At 32.1% G+C, this 15,831-nt stretch carries 17 protein-coding genes; 4 read left to right on the top strand and 13 right to left on the bottom strand.

The features are described from left to right. Positions 1-69 precede the first annotated feature (69 nt). Together HMPREF2642_RS05240 and HMPREF2642_RS05235 are read right to left on the bottom strand one after the other, a co-directional pair. Complete coding sequence (locus HMPREF2642_RS05240; RefSeq protein WP_049427256.1) at positions 70-1,260, bottom strand: L-aspartate--L-methionine ligase LdmS; 1,191 nt, start codon at positions 1,258-1,260, stop codon at positions 70-72. Continuing rightward, complete coding sequence (locus HMPREF2642_RS05235) at positions 1,260-2,444, bottom strand: M20 family metallopeptidase (RefSeq protein ID WP_049427254.1); 1,185 nt, start codon at positions 2,442-2,444, stop codon at positions 1,260-1,262. Before HMPREF2642_RS05235 ends, HMPREF2642_RS05240 begins: the two co-directional genes overlap by 1 nt. 351 nt (positions 2,445-2,795) lie before the next feature. Here HMPREF2642_RS05235 and HMPREF2642_RS05230 point away from each other — a divergent pair, with 351 nt between their 5' ends. After that, a complete protein-coding gene (locus HMPREF2642_RS05230; protein ID WP_070597715.1) occupies positions 2,796-3,266 on the top strand; it encodes an S-ribosylhomocysteine lyase in 471 nt (156 codons plus the stop codon). A 261-nt stretch (positions 3,267-3,527) separates the two neighbouring features. Here HMPREF2642_RS05230 and HMPREF2642_RS05225 read toward each other — a convergent pair whose 3' ends face one another. From HMPREF2642_RS05225 to deoC, 4 genes are read right to left on the bottom strand one after another with little or no spacing between them, the layout of a single operon-like run. After that, positions 3,528-3,878 (bottom strand): DoxX family protein, encoded by a 351-nt coding sequence (locus HMPREF2642_RS05225; RefSeq protein ID WP_023351341.1) that lies wholly within the window; start codon positions 3,876-3,878, stop codon positions 3,528-3,530. Then, positions 3,875-5,065 carry a phosphopentomutase gene (gene deoB / locus HMPREF2642_RS05220; RefSeq protein ID WP_002435879.1) on the bottom strand — a complete coding sequence of 397 codons (1,191 nt, stop codon included), beginning with the start codon at positions 5,063-5,065 and terminating at the stop codon, positions 3,875-3,877. Before deoB ends, HMPREF2642_RS05225 begins: the two co-directional genes overlap by 4 nt. Positions 5,066-5,077: 12 nt before the next feature. Further along, positions 5,078-6,379 (bottom strand): pyrimidine-nucleoside phosphorylase, encoded by a 1,302-nt coding sequence (locus HMPREF2642_RS05215; protein WP_070597714.1) that lies wholly within the window; start codon positions 6,377-6,379, stop codon positions 5,078-5,080. 26 nt (positions 6,380-6,405) lie between these two features. Further along, positions 6,406-7,068 (bottom strand): deoxyribose-phosphate aldolase, encoded by a 663-nt coding sequence (deoC, locus tag HMPREF2642_RS05210; RefSeq protein ID WP_002435874.1) that lies wholly within the window; start codon positions 7,066-7,068, stop codon positions 6,406-6,408. Positions 7,069-7,360: 292 nt separating this feature from the next. On the opposite strand from deoC, the gene deoD reads away from it, so the two are divergent. Further along, entirely contained in the window at positions 7,361-8,071 is a 711-nt protein-coding gene (deoD, locus tag HMPREF2642_RS05205) for a purine-nucleoside phosphorylase (protein ID WP_002453735.1), read from the top strand. A 136-nt stretch (positions 8,072-8,207) separates the two neighbouring features. Here the strand turns inward: deoD and HMPREF2642_RS05200 are convergent, their stop codons facing one another. The 6 genes from HMPREF2642_RS05200 to HMPREF2642_RS05175 form a co-directional block, all read right to left on the bottom strand. Next, complete coding sequence (locus HMPREF2642_RS05200; protein ID WP_002435760.1) at positions 8,208-8,654, bottom strand: Dps family protein; 447 nt, start codon at positions 8,652-8,654, stop codon at positions 8,208-8,210. A 253-nt stretch (positions 8,655-8,907) separates the two neighbouring features. After that, positions 8,908-9,318: a thiol-disulfide oxidoreductase DCC family protein gene (locus tag HMPREF2642_RS05195; RefSeq protein WP_002435797.1), complete on the bottom strand. Its 411-nt coding sequence runs from the start codon at positions 9,316-9,318 to the stop codon at positions 8,908-8,910. Between the two features lie 267 nt (positions 9,319-9,585). Continuing rightward, complete coding sequence (locus HMPREF2642_RS05190; protein WP_070597713.1) at positions 9,586-10,962, bottom strand: EVE domain-containing protein; 1,377 nt, start codon at positions 10,960-10,962, stop codon at positions 9,586-9,588. A 237-nt stretch (positions 10,963-11,199) separates the two neighbouring features. Then, positions 11,200-11,430: a hypothetical protein gene (locus tag HMPREF2642_RS05185; RefSeq protein WP_002453738.1), complete on the bottom strand. Its 231-nt coding sequence runs from the start codon at positions 11,428-11,430 to the stop codon at positions 11,200-11,202. A 62-nt stretch (positions 11,431-11,492) separates the two neighbouring features. After that, the gene (gene manA, locus HMPREF2642_RS05180; protein WP_049427244.1) at positions 11,493-12,431 is read right to left on the bottom strand and encodes a mannose-6-phosphate isomerase, class I; all 939 of its coding nucleotides are present in this window, start codon (positions 12,429-12,431) and stop codon (positions 11,493-11,495) included. Positions 12,432-12,895: 464 nt separating this feature from the next. Continuing rightward, positions 12,896-13,549, bottom strand: a complete 654-nt coding sequence (locus tag HMPREF2642_RS05175; RefSeq protein ID WP_049427241.1) for an SDR family oxidoreductase — start codon at positions 13,547-13,549, stop codon at positions 12,896-12,898. A gap of 155 nt (positions 13,550-13,704) precedes the next feature. Between HMPREF2642_RS05175 and HMPREF2642_RS05170 the strand changes: the two genes are divergently transcribed. Together HMPREF2642_RS05170 and czrB are read left to right on the top strand one after the other, a co-directional pair. Further along, positions 13,705-14,022, top strand: coding sequence for an ArsR/SmtB family transcription factor (locus HMPREF2642_RS05170; protein WP_030062749.1), 318 nt, complete (start codon positions 13,705-13,707; stop codon positions 14,020-14,022). Position 14,023: 1 nt separating this feature from the next. Continuing rightward, the gene (czrB, locus tag HMPREF2642_RS05165) at positions 14,024-15,004 is read left to right on the top strand and encodes a CDF family zinc efflux transporter CzrB (protein ID WP_049427239.1); all 981 of its coding nucleotides are present in this window, start codon (positions 14,024-14,026) and stop codon (positions 15,002-15,004) included. Positions 15,005-15,061: 57 nt separating this feature from the next. Here the strand turns inward: czrB and HMPREF2642_RS05160 are convergent, their stop codons facing one another. Continuing rightward, the gene (locus HMPREF2642_RS05160; protein ID WP_070597712.1) at positions 15,062-15,793 is read right to left on the bottom strand and encodes a metallophosphoesterase family protein; all 732 of its coding nucleotides are present in this window, start codon (positions 15,791-15,793) and stop codon (positions 15,062-15,064) included. Between the last annotated feature and the right edge of the window lie 38 nt (positions 15,794-15,831).

The raw sequence follows: 15,831 nt of genomic DNA, 5'->3' as shown, positions 1-15,831 counted from the left end.
CTGGTTATTTCTGAAAATTTCGAAAATATAAATTTTACTAAATATCTATTTGCATTTGTCGAGTATGACTTATAAACCTAATTCTTTAATAAACTCACTTTCATGCTGAATAATTTCTTCTTTACTTGATCCGTGCCATATACATCCAAATCGAGAATTCACTTTATCTTTGCCATACCAATCGCCATCATAATATGAAAGTGGATAAAGAACACCCTTCTTGATATATTTAATAATTGTATTATAAAAATGTGTATTATCACCGTTAGAAAAATAACTATAAAATTTATGATATCCTTTTGCTAAATCCTTTGCGAGCAACAACATACTTGTTGAACCATTTTGTCTAAAATTCAAATCAATTGCAAAGACGTCATTATTTTTATCTACTAACAAATCAAATCCAGCAACCCCAAAGAATCCTTTACTCACACCTATCTCCATAATTTCTTTGCCGGCATCAATGACATGCTGAGGTACATCATTAACATTTTCATTCCCGTTATAAAAACCATACTCATTCGTTAGTTGTTGGGCTGTACCTAAATATTTAATTCCCAAATCAGGAGCATAAGCATATTGAACGCAGTAGTTATTAACCGCTTCAATTTTTTGTTCAATTATTAAATAATCTGTAGCTTCAGTGGCTTCTTTAATGCGAATTTTAGCTTGTTCTAAATCTTGATCATTGTAGCAAATCATTACACCATAGCCACCTGCTGTAGGTAAGTCATCTCCGGGTTTAATTACGAATGGATAAGACCAAGACTTAATTCGAGTTTCAAATTCTTCTATAGGTACAATCTCTCTATCAGGTAAATATTTGTTGTTCGTCCATTCAGGTATCCTTGATTTATTATTTAAAGCAACAAATATGTCTTTATTAAGTGCATAATACTCTTTCTCTAAAATATCTTCATCATGTATATATTGAAAATAAATTTTCTTACCATCTTTATGAGCTAAAGTTTGTAATAATTCTTCATATGTCTCTTTATTATTAAACTTGTAAATGTGAGTTGGAATTTGCTTTCCTACTAATTTAAATAGGTATGCTAATTTCTCAGTAACACTTGCTTCATGCACAATAACTGGAAAGCGATTAGCGATGAGTAATTCTCTTCCAGTTAAAAAATTAGATTGATGTTCATCAGGTTTTAACCATGGATTAGAGATATATGAAGGTCTAGATGTATAAACCACATCATCATTGTATAAATCACTTAAAGTCAACATCGGACCATTTACTTTTTCATTCATTATTTAACATGCCCCTTTATATGAGTATGTTCTTCAACAATTTCATTGAATAACTTCTCATTTTCAATTAATTCTAAGCCCATTAAGGCTAAGATTTTAGCTCCTCTTATTAAAGCTTGATCACCATGAACACTTGCAGCCGCTTCTCTGAAACGATGTGTATGCCCTACAAGATTACGTGAACCGATTTTAATATGAGGATGAATAGTTGGAACTATGTGACTCACGTTACCCGTATCTGTTGAACCATAACCGAAGTCATCATTAATGACTTCCTCTCCCATTTCTTCAGCATACTTTTCAAATAAGTCATCTAATTTAGGCGATTTGATAAATTCATTCACACCGTTTTGAATGGGACCAAATTCATAATCACAACCTGTTTGAATGGCTGCCCCACGCGCAATTTCCTTCACCTTTTCTGTTAATACATCTAGTTCTTTACGAGATGTAGCTCTGGTATAAAAACGAGCATGTGTATAATCAGGTATAATATTTGCAGCTTTCCCACCATCTAATATAACGCCATGTACACGTTGTCCCTTTTTTATATGTTGCCTTAACTGTGCAACACCATTGAAATAAGAAATCATGGCATCAAGGGCATTAAGTGCTTCGTTTGCATTTTCAGAAGCATGAGCACTTCGTCCATAGAATTGAATATCTAATACATCCACTGCCAGAGTGTTGATGGTACGATATGTTTCATTACCTGGATGTACCATGAGCGCAACATCTATATCTTCTATAATGCCTGCTTTAACATAAGACGCTTTAGCAGAACCATTTTCTCCACCTTCTTCAGCCGGACATCCTAGTACAACAACTTTACCACCTATCTCGTCTATAACTTGTTTTAAAGCTGTACCCCCTAGAACGCTTGCTGTTCCAATAATATTGTGACCACATGCATGTCCTAGTCCAGGTAGTGCATCATATTCTGCTAAGAAACCAATTGTAGGACCTGGTTTATCAGACTCGTATGAGGCAATAAAACCTGTAGCATGTCCAGCAATATCTGTTTCTATTTCGAATTCATGCAATTTTAGAATATCGATTAACGTTCTTGACGCAAATATTTCTTCATTTCCTAGTTCAGGGCGCTCATGAATACGATGACTGATTTCAACATAATCATATTTTTTATTTTCTATAAAATCTAATATCTCTTGTTTTGCACTCATTGTACCTAACTCCCTTGAAAACCTTACTAGCTTAATTCAGTTTATACTTTATTCATACTCATTATTTAATGATTATTACTCAAAACTATTACTTAAAGAGGAGGAAAGATAACTAACTTTTTTCTAACATACACTAGCTTTTTTCACTTTCCTCAATTTAATTATTACTTATTCTATCGGAATAAATAATTGTTGTCATTACTTTTTAACATATATACACAATTTTCTTACAATTCAAACGCTAATTGCTTTGCTACTTTTTTCAAAATTGTCATTCACATCGAGGATTGTTACAATCAAATTATTGAAATGAACAATAAATTGCGTAATTGCAATAAGGAGGATACAATCATGCCTAAAATGAACGTTGAAAGTTTTAATTTAGATCATACTAAAGTTGTTGCACCATTTATCCGTTTAGCGGGTACGATGGAAGGATTGAATGGAGATATTATCCATAAATATGACATCCGTTTCAAACAACCTAATAAAGAACATATGGAAATGCCTGGTTTACATTCTTTAGAACACTTAATGGCCGAAAACATTAGAAATCACACTGATAAAGTTGTTGATTTAAGTCCTATGGGTTGCCAAACTGGTTTCTATGTATCATTTATTAATCATGACGATTATGATGATGTTTTAAATATTGTTGAAAAGACATTGAACGATGTCTTAAATGCTACAGAAGTGCCAGCTTGTAATGAAGTGCAATGTGGATGGGCAGCAAGCCATTCATTAGAAGGTGCTAAAGAAATTGCTCAAGCTTTCTTAAATAAACACGACCAATGGAATGATATTTACGGTACGGAAAAATAAATGAATTTAATATTAAATAAGACTCTAGATTTACTTGCTTATCGCAAGATGATCTAGAGTCTTTCTTTTACTACATAATTATTTATTATTTAGAATTTCAACGATATCTTGAGGTTTACGTCCCAATAAATCTTCCAATAAAGAAGAAGATTCATCAAAATCACCATCAACACTTGCTTCAAAAATACCGACAAACATTTGTTTCATTTAAAAAAAAATAAAACTACAACTACTCAATAGCAGTTGTAGTTCAATAATGAATTATAGTTTCTTAACAATACCCATTAATACAAATTGTAATGGTAATCTTAAATAAAGTGCCCATTTAGGAACTTCTTTATCACCCAATGGTAATTTTTTACGTGCCATATAAATATTTGCAGGGAATACTGCTAATAGGAATAAGTTAATTCCTTTCTTCAACCAACTTGCTGGTCTTTGAATTAATAGCATCATTCCAAAGAAGATTTCAAAAACACCTGTAACTAATACAGCTGTTTTTTGTAAAGGTAAATAATCTGGAACAATATTTCTAAATTGACGTTCATTCGTAAAATGTAATACACCAGCTGTTCCAAATGCGATTCCTAATAGAAATCTTAAGAATTTCATTTATGTTCAACTCCCATTTCTTTTAAATAACTTTTACCGTATTCTGGTAATTCTACGTTGAAGTTATCTGCAATTGTAGCACCGATTGAACTAAATGTCGTGTCTTGAGATAGTTCATGATACTGATTAATCTTAGGACTAAACATTAATACTGGTATATATTCGCGTGTATGATCCGTACCATCGGCTATTGGGTCATTTCCGTGATCAGCTGTAATAATCACTAAATCGTCTTCTTGTAAGTGTTCAATTAATTCCGGTAAACGATTATCAAAGTCTTTAATAGCTTGAGCATAGCCTTCTTTATCTCGTCGGTGACCATAAAGCGCATCAAAGTCTACTAAATTTAAGAAACTAATCCCTTTGAAGTCTTTTTGTACTACTTCAATGAGTTTGTCCATACCATCCATATTATTTTTGGTACGAATGGCTTCTGTCACACCTTCACCATCATAAATATCATTAATTTTACCAATAGCAATGACATCGTAATCATTATCTTTTAACGTATTCATCACTGTTTTACCAAAAGGTTTCAATGCATAATCATGGCGATTTGATGTACGTGTAAAGTTGCCAGGTTCACCTACATATGGTCTTGCAATAATACGTCCAATTAAATACTTAGGGTCTTTAGTTAATTCACGAACTTTTTCACATATATCATATAATTCATCAAGTGGAATGATATCTTCATGAGCAGCAATTTGAAGTACAGGGTCAGCACTTGTGTAAACAATTAAATCGCCTGTCTTCATTTGATGTTCGCCCCACTCATCGATGATTTGAGTACCTGAAGCGGGACGATTTGCAACAACTTTACGTCCTGTCATCTCTTCAATTTCCTTAACAAGTTCATCTGGGAAACCATTAGGATATACTTTAAATGGTTGCATAATATTTAAACCCATAATTTCCCAATGCCCAGTCATTGTATCTTTACCAACAGAAGCTTCGCTCAATTTTGTATAAAATGCACCTGGTTTTTCAACCTTAGAAACTACTGGTAAAGAATCAATATTTCCTAATCCAAGTCGTTGTAAATTTGGAAGTTCTTGATTAAATCCTTCTAAAGTGTGTTTGAGTGTATGAGAACCCTCATCTTTAAATGCAGCCGCATCTGGACCCTCACCAATACCTACTGAGTCCATAACGATAAGATGGATTCGATTAAACGCTGTAGTCATTCTTTACATCTCCTACTCGGTTATAATTTTGTGAATTAAGGTTGGTGTTTCACCTTTTTCTTCAATTGTAATACTCTCGTCTAATTTGTCTAATATTTCATTAACATTTTCTTTATTGCTATGAATAGTGAGAATATTATCTCCTTGTTTGACAGAATCCCCAACTTTTTTATTTAGAACAATCCCTACACCTAAATCAATTTTATCTTCTTTAGTTTGACGTCCTGCACCAAGCATCATTGAAGCAACACCGATTTCATTTGCAATCATCTTGGTAATCACGCCATCCTTTTTCGCTTGAAAATGAATTTGATAGCGTGCATGAGGCAACTTATCTGGGTTATCAACAATAGACGAATCACCACCTTGGTGACTAATAAAGGTTTTAAATTTCTCTAAAGCTTTACCTGATTGAATAGCTTCCTCAAGCATTTGACGTGCTTCTTCTAATGATTGAGCTTTTTGAGCTAACACTACCATTTGTGAGCCTAATGTTAATACAAGTTCCGTTAAATCTTTTGGCCCTTGGCCTTTTAGTGTCTCAATCGCTTCTTTTAATTCTAAAGCATTACCAATTGCACGACCCAATGGTTGGCTCATATCAGAAATAATCGCCATAGTATTTCTACCTACATTATTACCTATACTTACCATTGCATGTGCTAATGCTTCTGCTTCCTCTAACGTTTTCATGAAAGCACCGCTCCCGGTTTTAACATCAAGAACAATTGCATCTGCACCAGCTGCGATTTTTTTACTCATAATTGATGACGCGATTAATGAAATAGAATTAACAGAACCCGTCACATCTCTTAGTGCATATAGTTTTTTATCAGCTGGTGTTAAATTTCCAGATTGACCTATAACAGCAACTTTGTTTTCATTAACAAGTTTAATAAATTCTTGTTCACTTATCTCTACATTAAAACCATTTACTGATTCTAATTTATCAATCGTTCCACCAGTATGACCTAAACCACGACCACTCATTTTAGCTACAGGTACACCCAATGACGCTACTAAAGGCGCTAATACTAGTGTTGTCGTATCTCCTACACCACCAGTAGAGTGCTTATCCACTTTTACACCTTGAATTTGAGATAAATCAATCTTATCTCCTGAATTAACCATTGCCATCGTCATTGCTGCTCTTTCTTCTTGGTTCATATCTTGGAAAAAGATGGCCATAGCTAAACTCGAAGCTTGATAATCAGGGATGTCACCTTTCGTATAACCATTAATAAAAAATTCAATCTCTTCTTCTGTTAGCGCATGTCCGTCACGTTTTTTCTCAATAATATCTATCATTCTCATAAAAATCATTCCCTTAAATGAATCTTTTAATAATCTGAGTTGGAATCAAGACCCTCTATAATTTGGACTCCCGCACTTGCACCAATTCTTGTCGCACCTGCTTCAATCATTTTTTCAAAGTCTTCTAGACTTCTCACTCCTCCAGACGCTTTTACTTCTAAGCGGTTGCCTACAGTATCTTTCATTAATTTGACGTCTTCTGGTGTAGCTCCCCCACCAGCAAATCCTGTAGATGTTTTAACAAAAGTAGCGCCTGCTTTTTCAGCTAATTCACAAGCCTTAACTTTTTCTTCATCAGTTAAAAGTACTGTTTCAATTATCACTTTAACTGTTTTTCCATTAGCAGCTGCGATAACACCCTCAATATCTTTTTGCACTTCATCATAGCGTTGATCTTTTAAAGCCCCAATATTAATAACCATATCTATTTCTGAAGCACCATTTTTAATTGCATTTTCAGTTTCGAAGACCTTTACGTCAGTCGTAGTTGCCCCTAATGGAAATCCGATTACAGTACACACAAGTACATCTGTATCTAGTAATTGTTGACTTGCATAACTAACATGAGTTGGATTAATGCACACTGATTTGAATTGATACTTTTTAGCTTCTTCAAGAATTTTATCAATTTGTTCTCTAGTTGAATCAGGTTTTAGTAAAGTATGATCTATATATTTTGCTACGTTCATTTCCGTTCCTCCATTTTTCAAAATATATGTAACAGCTTACTAAGAATGAAACTAGCAAACAAATATAAGTCCTGGTATACTTCTGAAGATGACAGAAAAAAGTGTCTAGAAGTCACTAAATTTTAATTTAATTTGTTATACAGCTTCACACTTAGTTAATAATCACATAATATTTACTTACAATTATATAGTACAAAAATTCGCATAAAAGATAAACAAATGTTATCTTATATTGTGATATAAAGCTTTTTAATCTATATTGATAACTTAAATAATAAGGAGAAGATAACTTATGACGAATGGTACACCTCATATTCAACCAAATGGTGTAAAAATTGCTAAAACTGTATTAATGCCAGGTGACCCGCTACGTGCAAAATATATTGCGGATAACTTCTTAGAAAATGTTGAACAATTTAATGAAGTACGCAACATGTTCGGTTATACAGGAACATATAAAGGTAAAGAAATCTCAGTTATGGGGTCAGGAATGGGAATTCCAAGTATTGGTATTTACTCTTATGAGTTATATAATTTCTTTGATGTAGAAACAATTATTCGCGTGGGTTCATGTGGTGCACTTCAAGAGGATGTTAATTTATATGATGTAATTATTGCTCAAGCTGCATCAACAAATTCAAATTATGTAGATCAATTTAATATTCCTGGACATTTTGCGCCGATTGCTGATTTTGACTTAATTACTAAAGCTAAAAAAGCAGCAGACGAAATTGGTGCTACTTCACATGTGGGAAATGTATTATCATCTGATACTTTTTATAATGCAGATGCAACATTTAACGATGCATGGAAGAAAATGGGTATATTAGGAATTGAAATGGAATCAGCAGGTTTATATTTAAATGCCATCAATGCAGGTAAAAAAGCACTTGGCGTCTTCACAGTTAGTGACCATATTTTACGTGATGAAGCTACAAGTGCAGAAGAAAGACAAACATCATTCACTCAAATGATGGAAATTGCACTTGAAATTGCTGAATAAAATATTAAAGGATCAACACTAGTACTTAGTGTTGAAAATAAAAATAGCAGTAAGAAGATTCTAATTGAAATCTTCTTACTGCTATTATTTTTAGCAATTATGTCCAAATTTATTTTTTAGAACGTTGTCTATCAAATTATTTACCTAAATAAGATTGTAACATCCAATTATGTTTATCAACTGAAGTTTGCATGCCAATAAACATATCTTCTGATACATCATCACCTGCATTACCTGCTACTTCTATTGCATGTTCTAATTGTTTAGAAATATTAGTGAAATCATGTGAAAGTTCTTCTACCATTTGTTCAGCTGCATAATTTTTTCCAGCCTCTTTAACAATTGATTTATCTAAGCTTTCAGTTAAAGTACCGATTGGGTTACCACCAATAGCTAAGATTCTTTCTGCTAAATCATCTACATATTGGCTAGCTTCATCATAAAGTTCTTCGAATTTAGTGTGTAATGAGAAGAAGTTTGGTCCTTTTACGTACCAATGGAAATTGTGTAATTTTGTGTATGCTACTGTCCAGTTTGCTACTTGTTGATTTAATTCTTTTACTACATCTTGTTGATTACTCATTTAAAATACACTCCTTAATTAATCAGCTTTCCTTGATTGCAATAATTATTATATTATAATAATTCTAATCTGTAAAGCAAAATCACACTTTTATTTATAATTATTTCAAATTGTTGTCGAAATTATGACGATGCTTATTTGCATTAATAAATGAACTCATTACATACAAATTCTAATATTTTCTAATATTGAAAGTTATTTTAACTTTTTGACTTCCACCTATATATTATCAATTAGTAGTCAAAATTATCAATTAAGTTAACTTGATTTTAGCATTATCATCTAAAAAGAATGATTTTTCATATTCAGTAGGCTTATGCCAGTGTGTCTTCCACATTTTGTCTCTATTATTAGCAAATAAATTATAACCTAAATCACGTATTGTTTTCGGCAGTACTCTTAGACCTATACCTAACCATTTTTTATTGTTTGGCAACGAAGTAATAAGCGTAGCAATCGCGTCTGATTTATATTCTAAATGCTCACCTTTTTGCAAGATTACACTATTTCTATTTTTGGCTTCGGGGTGTTGATTAAAAAATTGTTCGCCAATCTCACCTTTTATAGTTGCGAACTCATAGCTCTTAGAAAGTCCATTTTGAATAAGCCAAATCGCATAATTATAACAATAAATGCAATTACCGTCATAATATATAATAGGCATATTAAATACCTCCTTTATTAACTCTTACAATTACATTTCCTTTTTTCAAAACATCATAAACACGGCCTCCTCCTCATTTACAAACATTTCTTTAGTAATTTTAATTAATTGAAATAAAAGCATTTGTATTTAACTTAATGGCGATTAAGAATCTTTAAAACATAAAAAGCTCCCCTCAAAACTTTCACTTATTAACGTAAAGAGTTTGAGGAGAGTCATTTCAAATTTAATTTCTAAAATTTAATTAAGATATTCTATTAAACTAACTTACTCTGAATGATTAACGCGTACAATGCGCGTATACTTAAGAAACTGTTGAGAATACTTCTGTTTAATGTCCTCTATAGAATCATATGTTACACCAATAATATGCCAATTAGGATTAAAGTGATAGAAGGAATCTTTGTTTTTAGACCATTTAATCATACTTCCATCTTTATTGTACCTAGGTAATGTCACCTCATAACCTTCTAATACATTAATGTACGTTTGGAAGATATCTGGATCGATACGATTAAAATTATCAATAACTAAATAATTTTTATCTTTGGTAGGCATTAATTGCGTAATAAATCCTTCGCGATAATATAGAGCGCCTGATTCATTTGGTAAATATTTGCCATATAACATATCCTCTGTAAAATCAGGATGTCCACTAGTAATGACAGGATTTGCATTTGTTTTTTGCAATAAATCATTAGCTGCTTTTAAGCCTTCTTCTTTTCTATCAACAACTAATAATATAAATGGTTTGAGTGAATCATCATTTTGATATTCAGTGACTTCTGATTTTTGAACTGTCTCGAATGGATTTTTAATACCATTATTGTCACTCATTTCTAATATAGCATCATATTGTGTTTGTGACATACTCGCGATAGCTTGTTTAGCATTTTCTTGTAAGAAATATAAATTCTTTAATTTCTGATGTTTATTTAAATGACCTAAAGAAATTGGGTCAATATTCTTGCCATACAAGATTTCTATAGCCGTACTATTCGTTCTACCTGGAATTGGAGGTTTCTCATGAATATGACGAGCCACTTCGCCGATACCTACTACTGATTGATCTTTTTCTTTATTATAGATAATAATATTATCTCCAACTTCAAGTTGTGTATAGAAGTGATAACCATTTCTTTTTATTCCATTGTAAGTATGCGTAAAAATTGTATAATTTTTACCTGGTTCAAAGTCATCTGTTTCAGATAATAAAAAGTATCTTGGGATTTTAGTTTCCCCTTTTCCTAAACTTACAATTAAATCAAATTCTGATTGTTTAATTTGATTAAACAACGTTTCTTTCATATTATTCATACGAAAATCTAAAGCTTCACTTCGTTTTAAATAGTCGGTTGTCAATGATTTCAGTTCTTCATTGAATTTAAATTCTACCCTGATTTTATTTTGAGCGCCTGCTTGAACACTTATGATTTCGCCTATACCTAATAAACCAGAATCGGTTTGTACTTGATAAAAGATGACTTGATCTCCTGCTTTGGCCTTTTTAAAAGCACGAAATCCTTGAGAAGGATTGAAATGTGCACCCGATTCAAATAAAGTTGTTTGACCTACAAGGGGTTCATTGTGATTCCATCTATTATAACCACAGTTTAGCCAAAAATAGTTAATTTCCTCAGTCATTATGATACTCCTTATCTAACCTATAATTTAAATAAATGTGTATTACGAATACTTTGATACAAATTTTAAATTCATTTTATCATAATTTTTATCACACATTTTCAATATTCTCTAACAATTAGCTGTTTTTATCATTTTAAGAAAAAGAAGCTAAGACAACTCATCTGTCTTAGCTTCGAATAAAAAGTCATTAAAACTTTTGATAAACATTTACATAACCTATAATAAACAAATTTATTAATGAGGTGTAATCATGCTACCTAATAACGGAATGACGTTAATCATTACTCCACCTAATTTAAGCATAGCATTAATATCTTTATCTTTAATCGTAATCAAAGCACTAATAATACCTACAATTGCTACAACTCTCGGTAGAATTAATGTAGGGTAATGTGGCATATGTAAAAATATTCCAGCTCCTGAAATCATTCCACAAATGAGAGAAATATATAAAAATTGCTTCAAAACTAACGCTCCTTGTATGATTAATCTCTATATAATTACTAGCAATTTATTTTTAATCAAGCTTAAATATAACTAATTATAAGCGTAAAATCACCTTCGAATACGCTATCTAAATCTTCAGATGTTAAAACAAAATTAGTTCCCTTTTCAATCTCAAAAATTTCACCATCAATAATAATTTTACCATTACCTTCTAATACAGAAATTAAGCAAAATTCACGTGGCTTCATATAATTTAATGTACCTGAAATTTCCCATTTTACTATAGTAAAGAAGTCATTAGACACTACGTGGGTGCAATTGTGATTCTCTATCACTTCGTTCTGAGGTACAATATTTGGCAGTTCACTAGAGTACTCCATTACGTCTAATGCTTTAGAGACATTTAGTGTCCGTTGTTCATTGTTATTAAGTTTACGATCGTAGTCATATACTCTATATGATACATCAGATGACTGCATTGTCTCATATGCCATGATTCCAGCGCCTATAGAATGAATTGTGCCAGCAGGAATAAAATAAAAGTCTCCAGGTTTAACTTTAATCTTTCTTAAGTTTTCTTGGAACTTGCCTTCCTTTATTTGTTGTTCAAATTCTTCACGAGATGATGCTTTAGTGCCAATGGTAATTTCAGCATCTTCCTCCGATTCGATAATGTACCAACATTCGGACTTGCCATATTGACCATTTTCATTTTCATAAGCATATGAATCATCAGGATGAACATGTATTGATAAAGGTGCCTCAGCATCAACAATTTTAGCCATTAAAGGGAAATCTTTACTTGGAAACTCGCCAAATAGTTCTCTATGGTCGTTCCAAACTTGATCTAGTGTCTGCCCCGCATAAGGTCCATTGAGAATTTCACTCTTACCATTCGGATGTGCGGATATTCCCCAACACTCACCTATATGCTCATTTGGAAGATGATATCCAAATTGTTGGAGTTTACTTCCACCCCAAACCTTTTCATGAAAAATAGGCTTTAAAAATAACGGCATCATTACACCTCCATTATCTTAAACGTCAACTTAATCTATCATTCTAAAGTTAACTTAAGTATACTTATCTCCTTAAAGACATTTTTCACTTTATTATTAAGTAGTTTCTATATTTCTAAAGAGACAACAGTCAATTTAATAATTATGTATTGAGTTCCCTAACTTTAAGTTATATCCATTATTTTTCATTATCACTATTTATGATTGTACCACATTTCAAAACCTAAAGAAGTACCGAATTTTTTGAATAAAAATTATTATTTAAAAACAAATAGAACAAATCATCTTTAATTCAATTTTAGTTTATCAAACGCTTCACTAATTAATTAAAGTTTTGCATTATTATTAACAATATCAATCTGAAGTTAAATAAACCATTTTTCACTCGATAATTTAAAACAAATAACAGCCGAATCACCTAAAAGGTAACTCGACTGCTTTTGCTAATATCATTTTTATAACGATTATTCATATTTTTGTATCGCATCTTTAATTTCTTTATCGCCACTAAGAATTTGAAATTCTTGATTAGCAAATTTATCTGATGTAACTACTTCTTTAAGCACTGTTGCTACATCGTCTCGAGGAATAGACGCACGTTTATCAAAGTATAAATCTGCTTCAATTTTACCAGTACCTTCATCATCAGTAAGTCTTCCAGGATGCACAATTGTATAATTAAGACCAGAATTTCTTAAATAATCATCTGAGTAGTGTTTAGCAATTGTATACGGTTTTAAATCGCCAGCAGAATCGAAAGCTTCTCTTCTTGAATCATAAGTTGAAACCATTACATAGTGCTTAATGTCCGCCTCTTTACTTGCTTCAATAGTTTTAACAGCACCGTCTAAATCAACTATAATTGTCTTATCATCGCCTGTACTGCCACCTGAACCTACTGAGAAAATAACTTTATCGTAATTGTTGAAGAGTTGAGTTAAATCTTTAACAGTGGCTTTTTCAACATCTACCAACGTTGCATCGACATCTTGGTCCTTTAATTCTTTCACTTGTTCCTCTTTACGAACACCTGCAGTAAAATCAATATTATCTGATTTTAATTGTTGTACTAATCTTGAACCTACGCCACCATTAGCACCGATTAATAAAATACTCATTCTTAACGTCCTCCCTTTTTAAAATCGTAATTGATGTTTACCACTCATTTTCAAAAAGTAAACCCAATAAAAATACGATTGACATCACTACCGCAATAAATTATATTAATATATGAACAAATATTCATATAAAGAGGTGCTTCAAGGTGAATGACATTGATCAAAATAAACATACCGATGTAGATACTTTAAGCAAAGTCACTGAGATATTCAAAGCTTTAAGCGATCTCAACCGTTTACGTATTATGGAATTATTAGAATTTGGAGAAGCAAGTGTAGGACACATTTCACATACATTGAATATGTCTCAATCAAATGTGTCACATCAACTAAAGTTATTGAAAAGTACACACTTGGTTAAATCAAAGCGACAAGGTCAATCTATGATATATTCTTTAGACGACAAGCACGTATCTACATTACTCAAACAAGCCATTCATCATGCTAGTCATCCAAATGAAGGTGGAAGTTAATATGACAAATCACAATCATCAACATCATAGTCACAATCATGCACATGGTCATGTCCATACAAATAATAAGAAAGTACTTTTAATCTCTTTCTTTATTATAGGATTATTTATGTTAGTAGAAATCATCGGTGGATTTATTGCCAATAGCTTGGCCTTACTCTCTGATGGATTTCACATGTTAAGTGACACCATCTCACTTGGCGTAGCACTTATCGCATTTATATATGCGGAAAAGAATGCTACACAAACTAAAACCTATGGCTATAAACGCTTTGAAGTGCTCGCTGCTTTATTCAATGGCGTAACTTTATTTATTATCAGTCTTATGATTATTATCGAAGCTATTCGTAGATTTTTCGCCCCTCCAGAAGTGCAATCTCAAGAGATGTTTATTATAAGCTTAATTGGCTTAATCGTTAATATTGTAGTTGCAGCGTTAATGTTTAGAGGCGGTGATACATCTCATAATTTAAATATGCGTGGCGCCTTTATCCATGTATTAGGTGATCTCTTTGGTTCAATTGGTGCAATCGTAGCAGCATTATTAATTTGGGCGTTTAACTTTACTCTTGCTGATCCTATCGCTAGTATTCTGGTGTCACTAATTATTTTAAAAAGTGCTTACGGTATAGCAAAATCTTCACTAAATATTTTAATGGAAGGTACACCTAGTGATGTAGACCTAGAAGCAGTGATATCTACAATCACTAAAGACGAACGCATTCAAAATGTACATGATTATCATGTTTGGACTATATCAAATGATATGAATGCACTCAGTTGTCACGCAGTTGTTTCAGAGCAATTAACAGTTAAAGAATGTGAAAATCTTTTAGAAACCATTGAACATGATTTATTGCATCAAAATGTTCAACACATGACAATACAACTTGAAACACCTAAACATAAACATGATGATTCAACATTATGTTCAGGTATTCATGAACACATACACACTCATACACATGCCAATAGTCATTAAAAATATCCTCAAGGGCAAGACACTTCCAATGTCTCATCCTTGAGGATATTCAATTATTTACATAAAGTTTTTAAAAATAAAGTCTCTTGCTGGTACTTGTTTTTCAGCAAAACCTTCAATAAATTCTTCTTCATCATAGTCTAGTTTTACACGTTCAACAGAAATGTCTTGTTCATTAATTGTAACAATACCATATACAGTATGAGCTCCGTTATTTAATCCCACTGCACCTGGATTAAAGTAAATTGTAGATTTATCATCAAATAAATGTAAACGATGATTGTGGCCAAATAGTATTAAATCCGCGTCTTTATCTTCAAAAAGCTTAGAAATCTCTTGCTCATCATCACTAGCCATCGGTGCGAAAGGTTGCCCTTCAATTCCTACTTCTAATTTTTCATTAGGAATTTCATAATGAATAAATAAAACCTTTTTACCTTTAATAGTCTTCTCAATGTATCGTGGTAATTGATTTAATTCATCATAATATGATTCATCGAGGTGGCTTTCTATCCATTGATGATGCTCATAAAATTTGCCTTTAAGATCTTCAGGATATTGTGTGTTATTAACTAGTGTCATGATTGCTTCATCATGGTTACCGGCAATCATTTCCATATCATCACGATCAAATACAGTATCTAAAACTTTGTTTGTCTCGTGTCCAATACCTATATTGTCGCCAAGATTATAAATTTTATCGATATCTTCTCTACTATCAATATCATCTAACACCTTTTCTAATGCATCATAATTACCATGGATATCAGTAATAACTGCAAATTTCATGATGATATCTCCTTTCAATGTGAATTTACTAGCATATT

The sequence above is a fragment of the Staphylococcus sp. HMSC055A09 genome, assembly GCF_001809655.1.
GTDB lineage: Bacteria > Bacillota > Bacilli > Staphylococcales > Staphylococcaceae > Staphylococcus > Staphylococcus capitis.
Note: the sequence above shows the minus strand (reverse complement) of the source record. Positions and strands in the feature narration are given on the sequence as shown.

Bases quoted from the DNA above. Each gene is read 5' to 3' on its own strand.
- deoD (WP_002453735.1), top strand. From the start codon at position 7,361: ATGACGAATGGTACACCTCATATTCAACCAAATGGTGTAAAAATTGCT.
- manA (WP_049427244.1), bottom strand. From the start codon at position 12,431: ATGCCGTTATTTTTAAAGCCTATTTTTCATGAAAAGGTTTGGGGTGGA.
- HMPREF2642_RS05195 (WP_002435797.1), bottom strand. From the start codon at position 9,318: ATGCCTATTATATATTATGACGGTAATTGCATTTATTGTTATAATTAT.
- HMPREF2642_RS05200 (WP_002435760.1), bottom strand. From the start codon at position 8,654: ATGAGTAATCAACAAGATGTAGTAAAAGAATTAAATCAACAAGTAGCA.
- HMPREF2642_RS05160 (WP_070597712.1), bottom strand. From the start codon at position 15,793: ATGAAATTTGCAGTTATTACTGATATCCATGGTAATTATGATGCATTA.
- HMPREF2642_RS05190 (WP_070597713.1), bottom strand. From the start codon at position 10,962: ATGACTGAGGAAATTAACTATTTTTGGCTAAACTGTGGTTATAATAGA.
- deoC (WP_002435874.1), bottom strand. From the start codon at position 7,068: ATGAACGTAGCAAAATATATAGATCATACTTTACTAAAACCTGATTCA.
- HMPREF2642_RS05235 (WP_049427254.1), bottom strand. From the start codon at position 2,444: ATGAGTGCAAAACAAGAGATATTAGATTTTATAGAAAATAAAAAATAT.
- HMPREF2642_RS05230 (WP_070597715.1), top strand. From the start codon at position 2,796: ATGCCTAAAATGAACGTTGAAAGTTTTAATTTAGATCATACTAAAGTT.
- HMPREF2642_RS05175 (WP_049427241.1), bottom strand. From the start codon at position 13,549: ATGAGTATTTTATTAATCGGTGCTAATGGTGGCGTAGGTTCAAGATTA.
- HMPREF2642_RS05215 (WP_070597714.1), bottom strand. From the start codon at position 6,379: ATGAGAATGATAGATATTATTGAGAAAAAACGTGACGGACATGCGCTA.
- deoB (WP_002435879.1), bottom strand. From the start codon at position 5,065: ATGACTACAGCGTTTAATCGAATCCATCTTATCGTTATGGACTCAGTA.
- HMPREF2642_RS05240 (WP_049427256.1), bottom strand. From the start codon at position 1,260: ATGAATGAAAAAGTAAATGGTCCGATGTTGACTTTAAGTGATTTATAC.
- czrB (WP_049427239.1), top strand. From the start codon at position 14,024: ATGACAAATCACAATCATCAACATCATAGTCACAATCATGCACATGGT.
- HMPREF2642_RS05225 (WP_023351341.1), bottom strand. From the start codon at position 3,878: ATGAAATTCTTAAGATTTCTATTAGGAATCGCATTTGGAACAGCTGGT.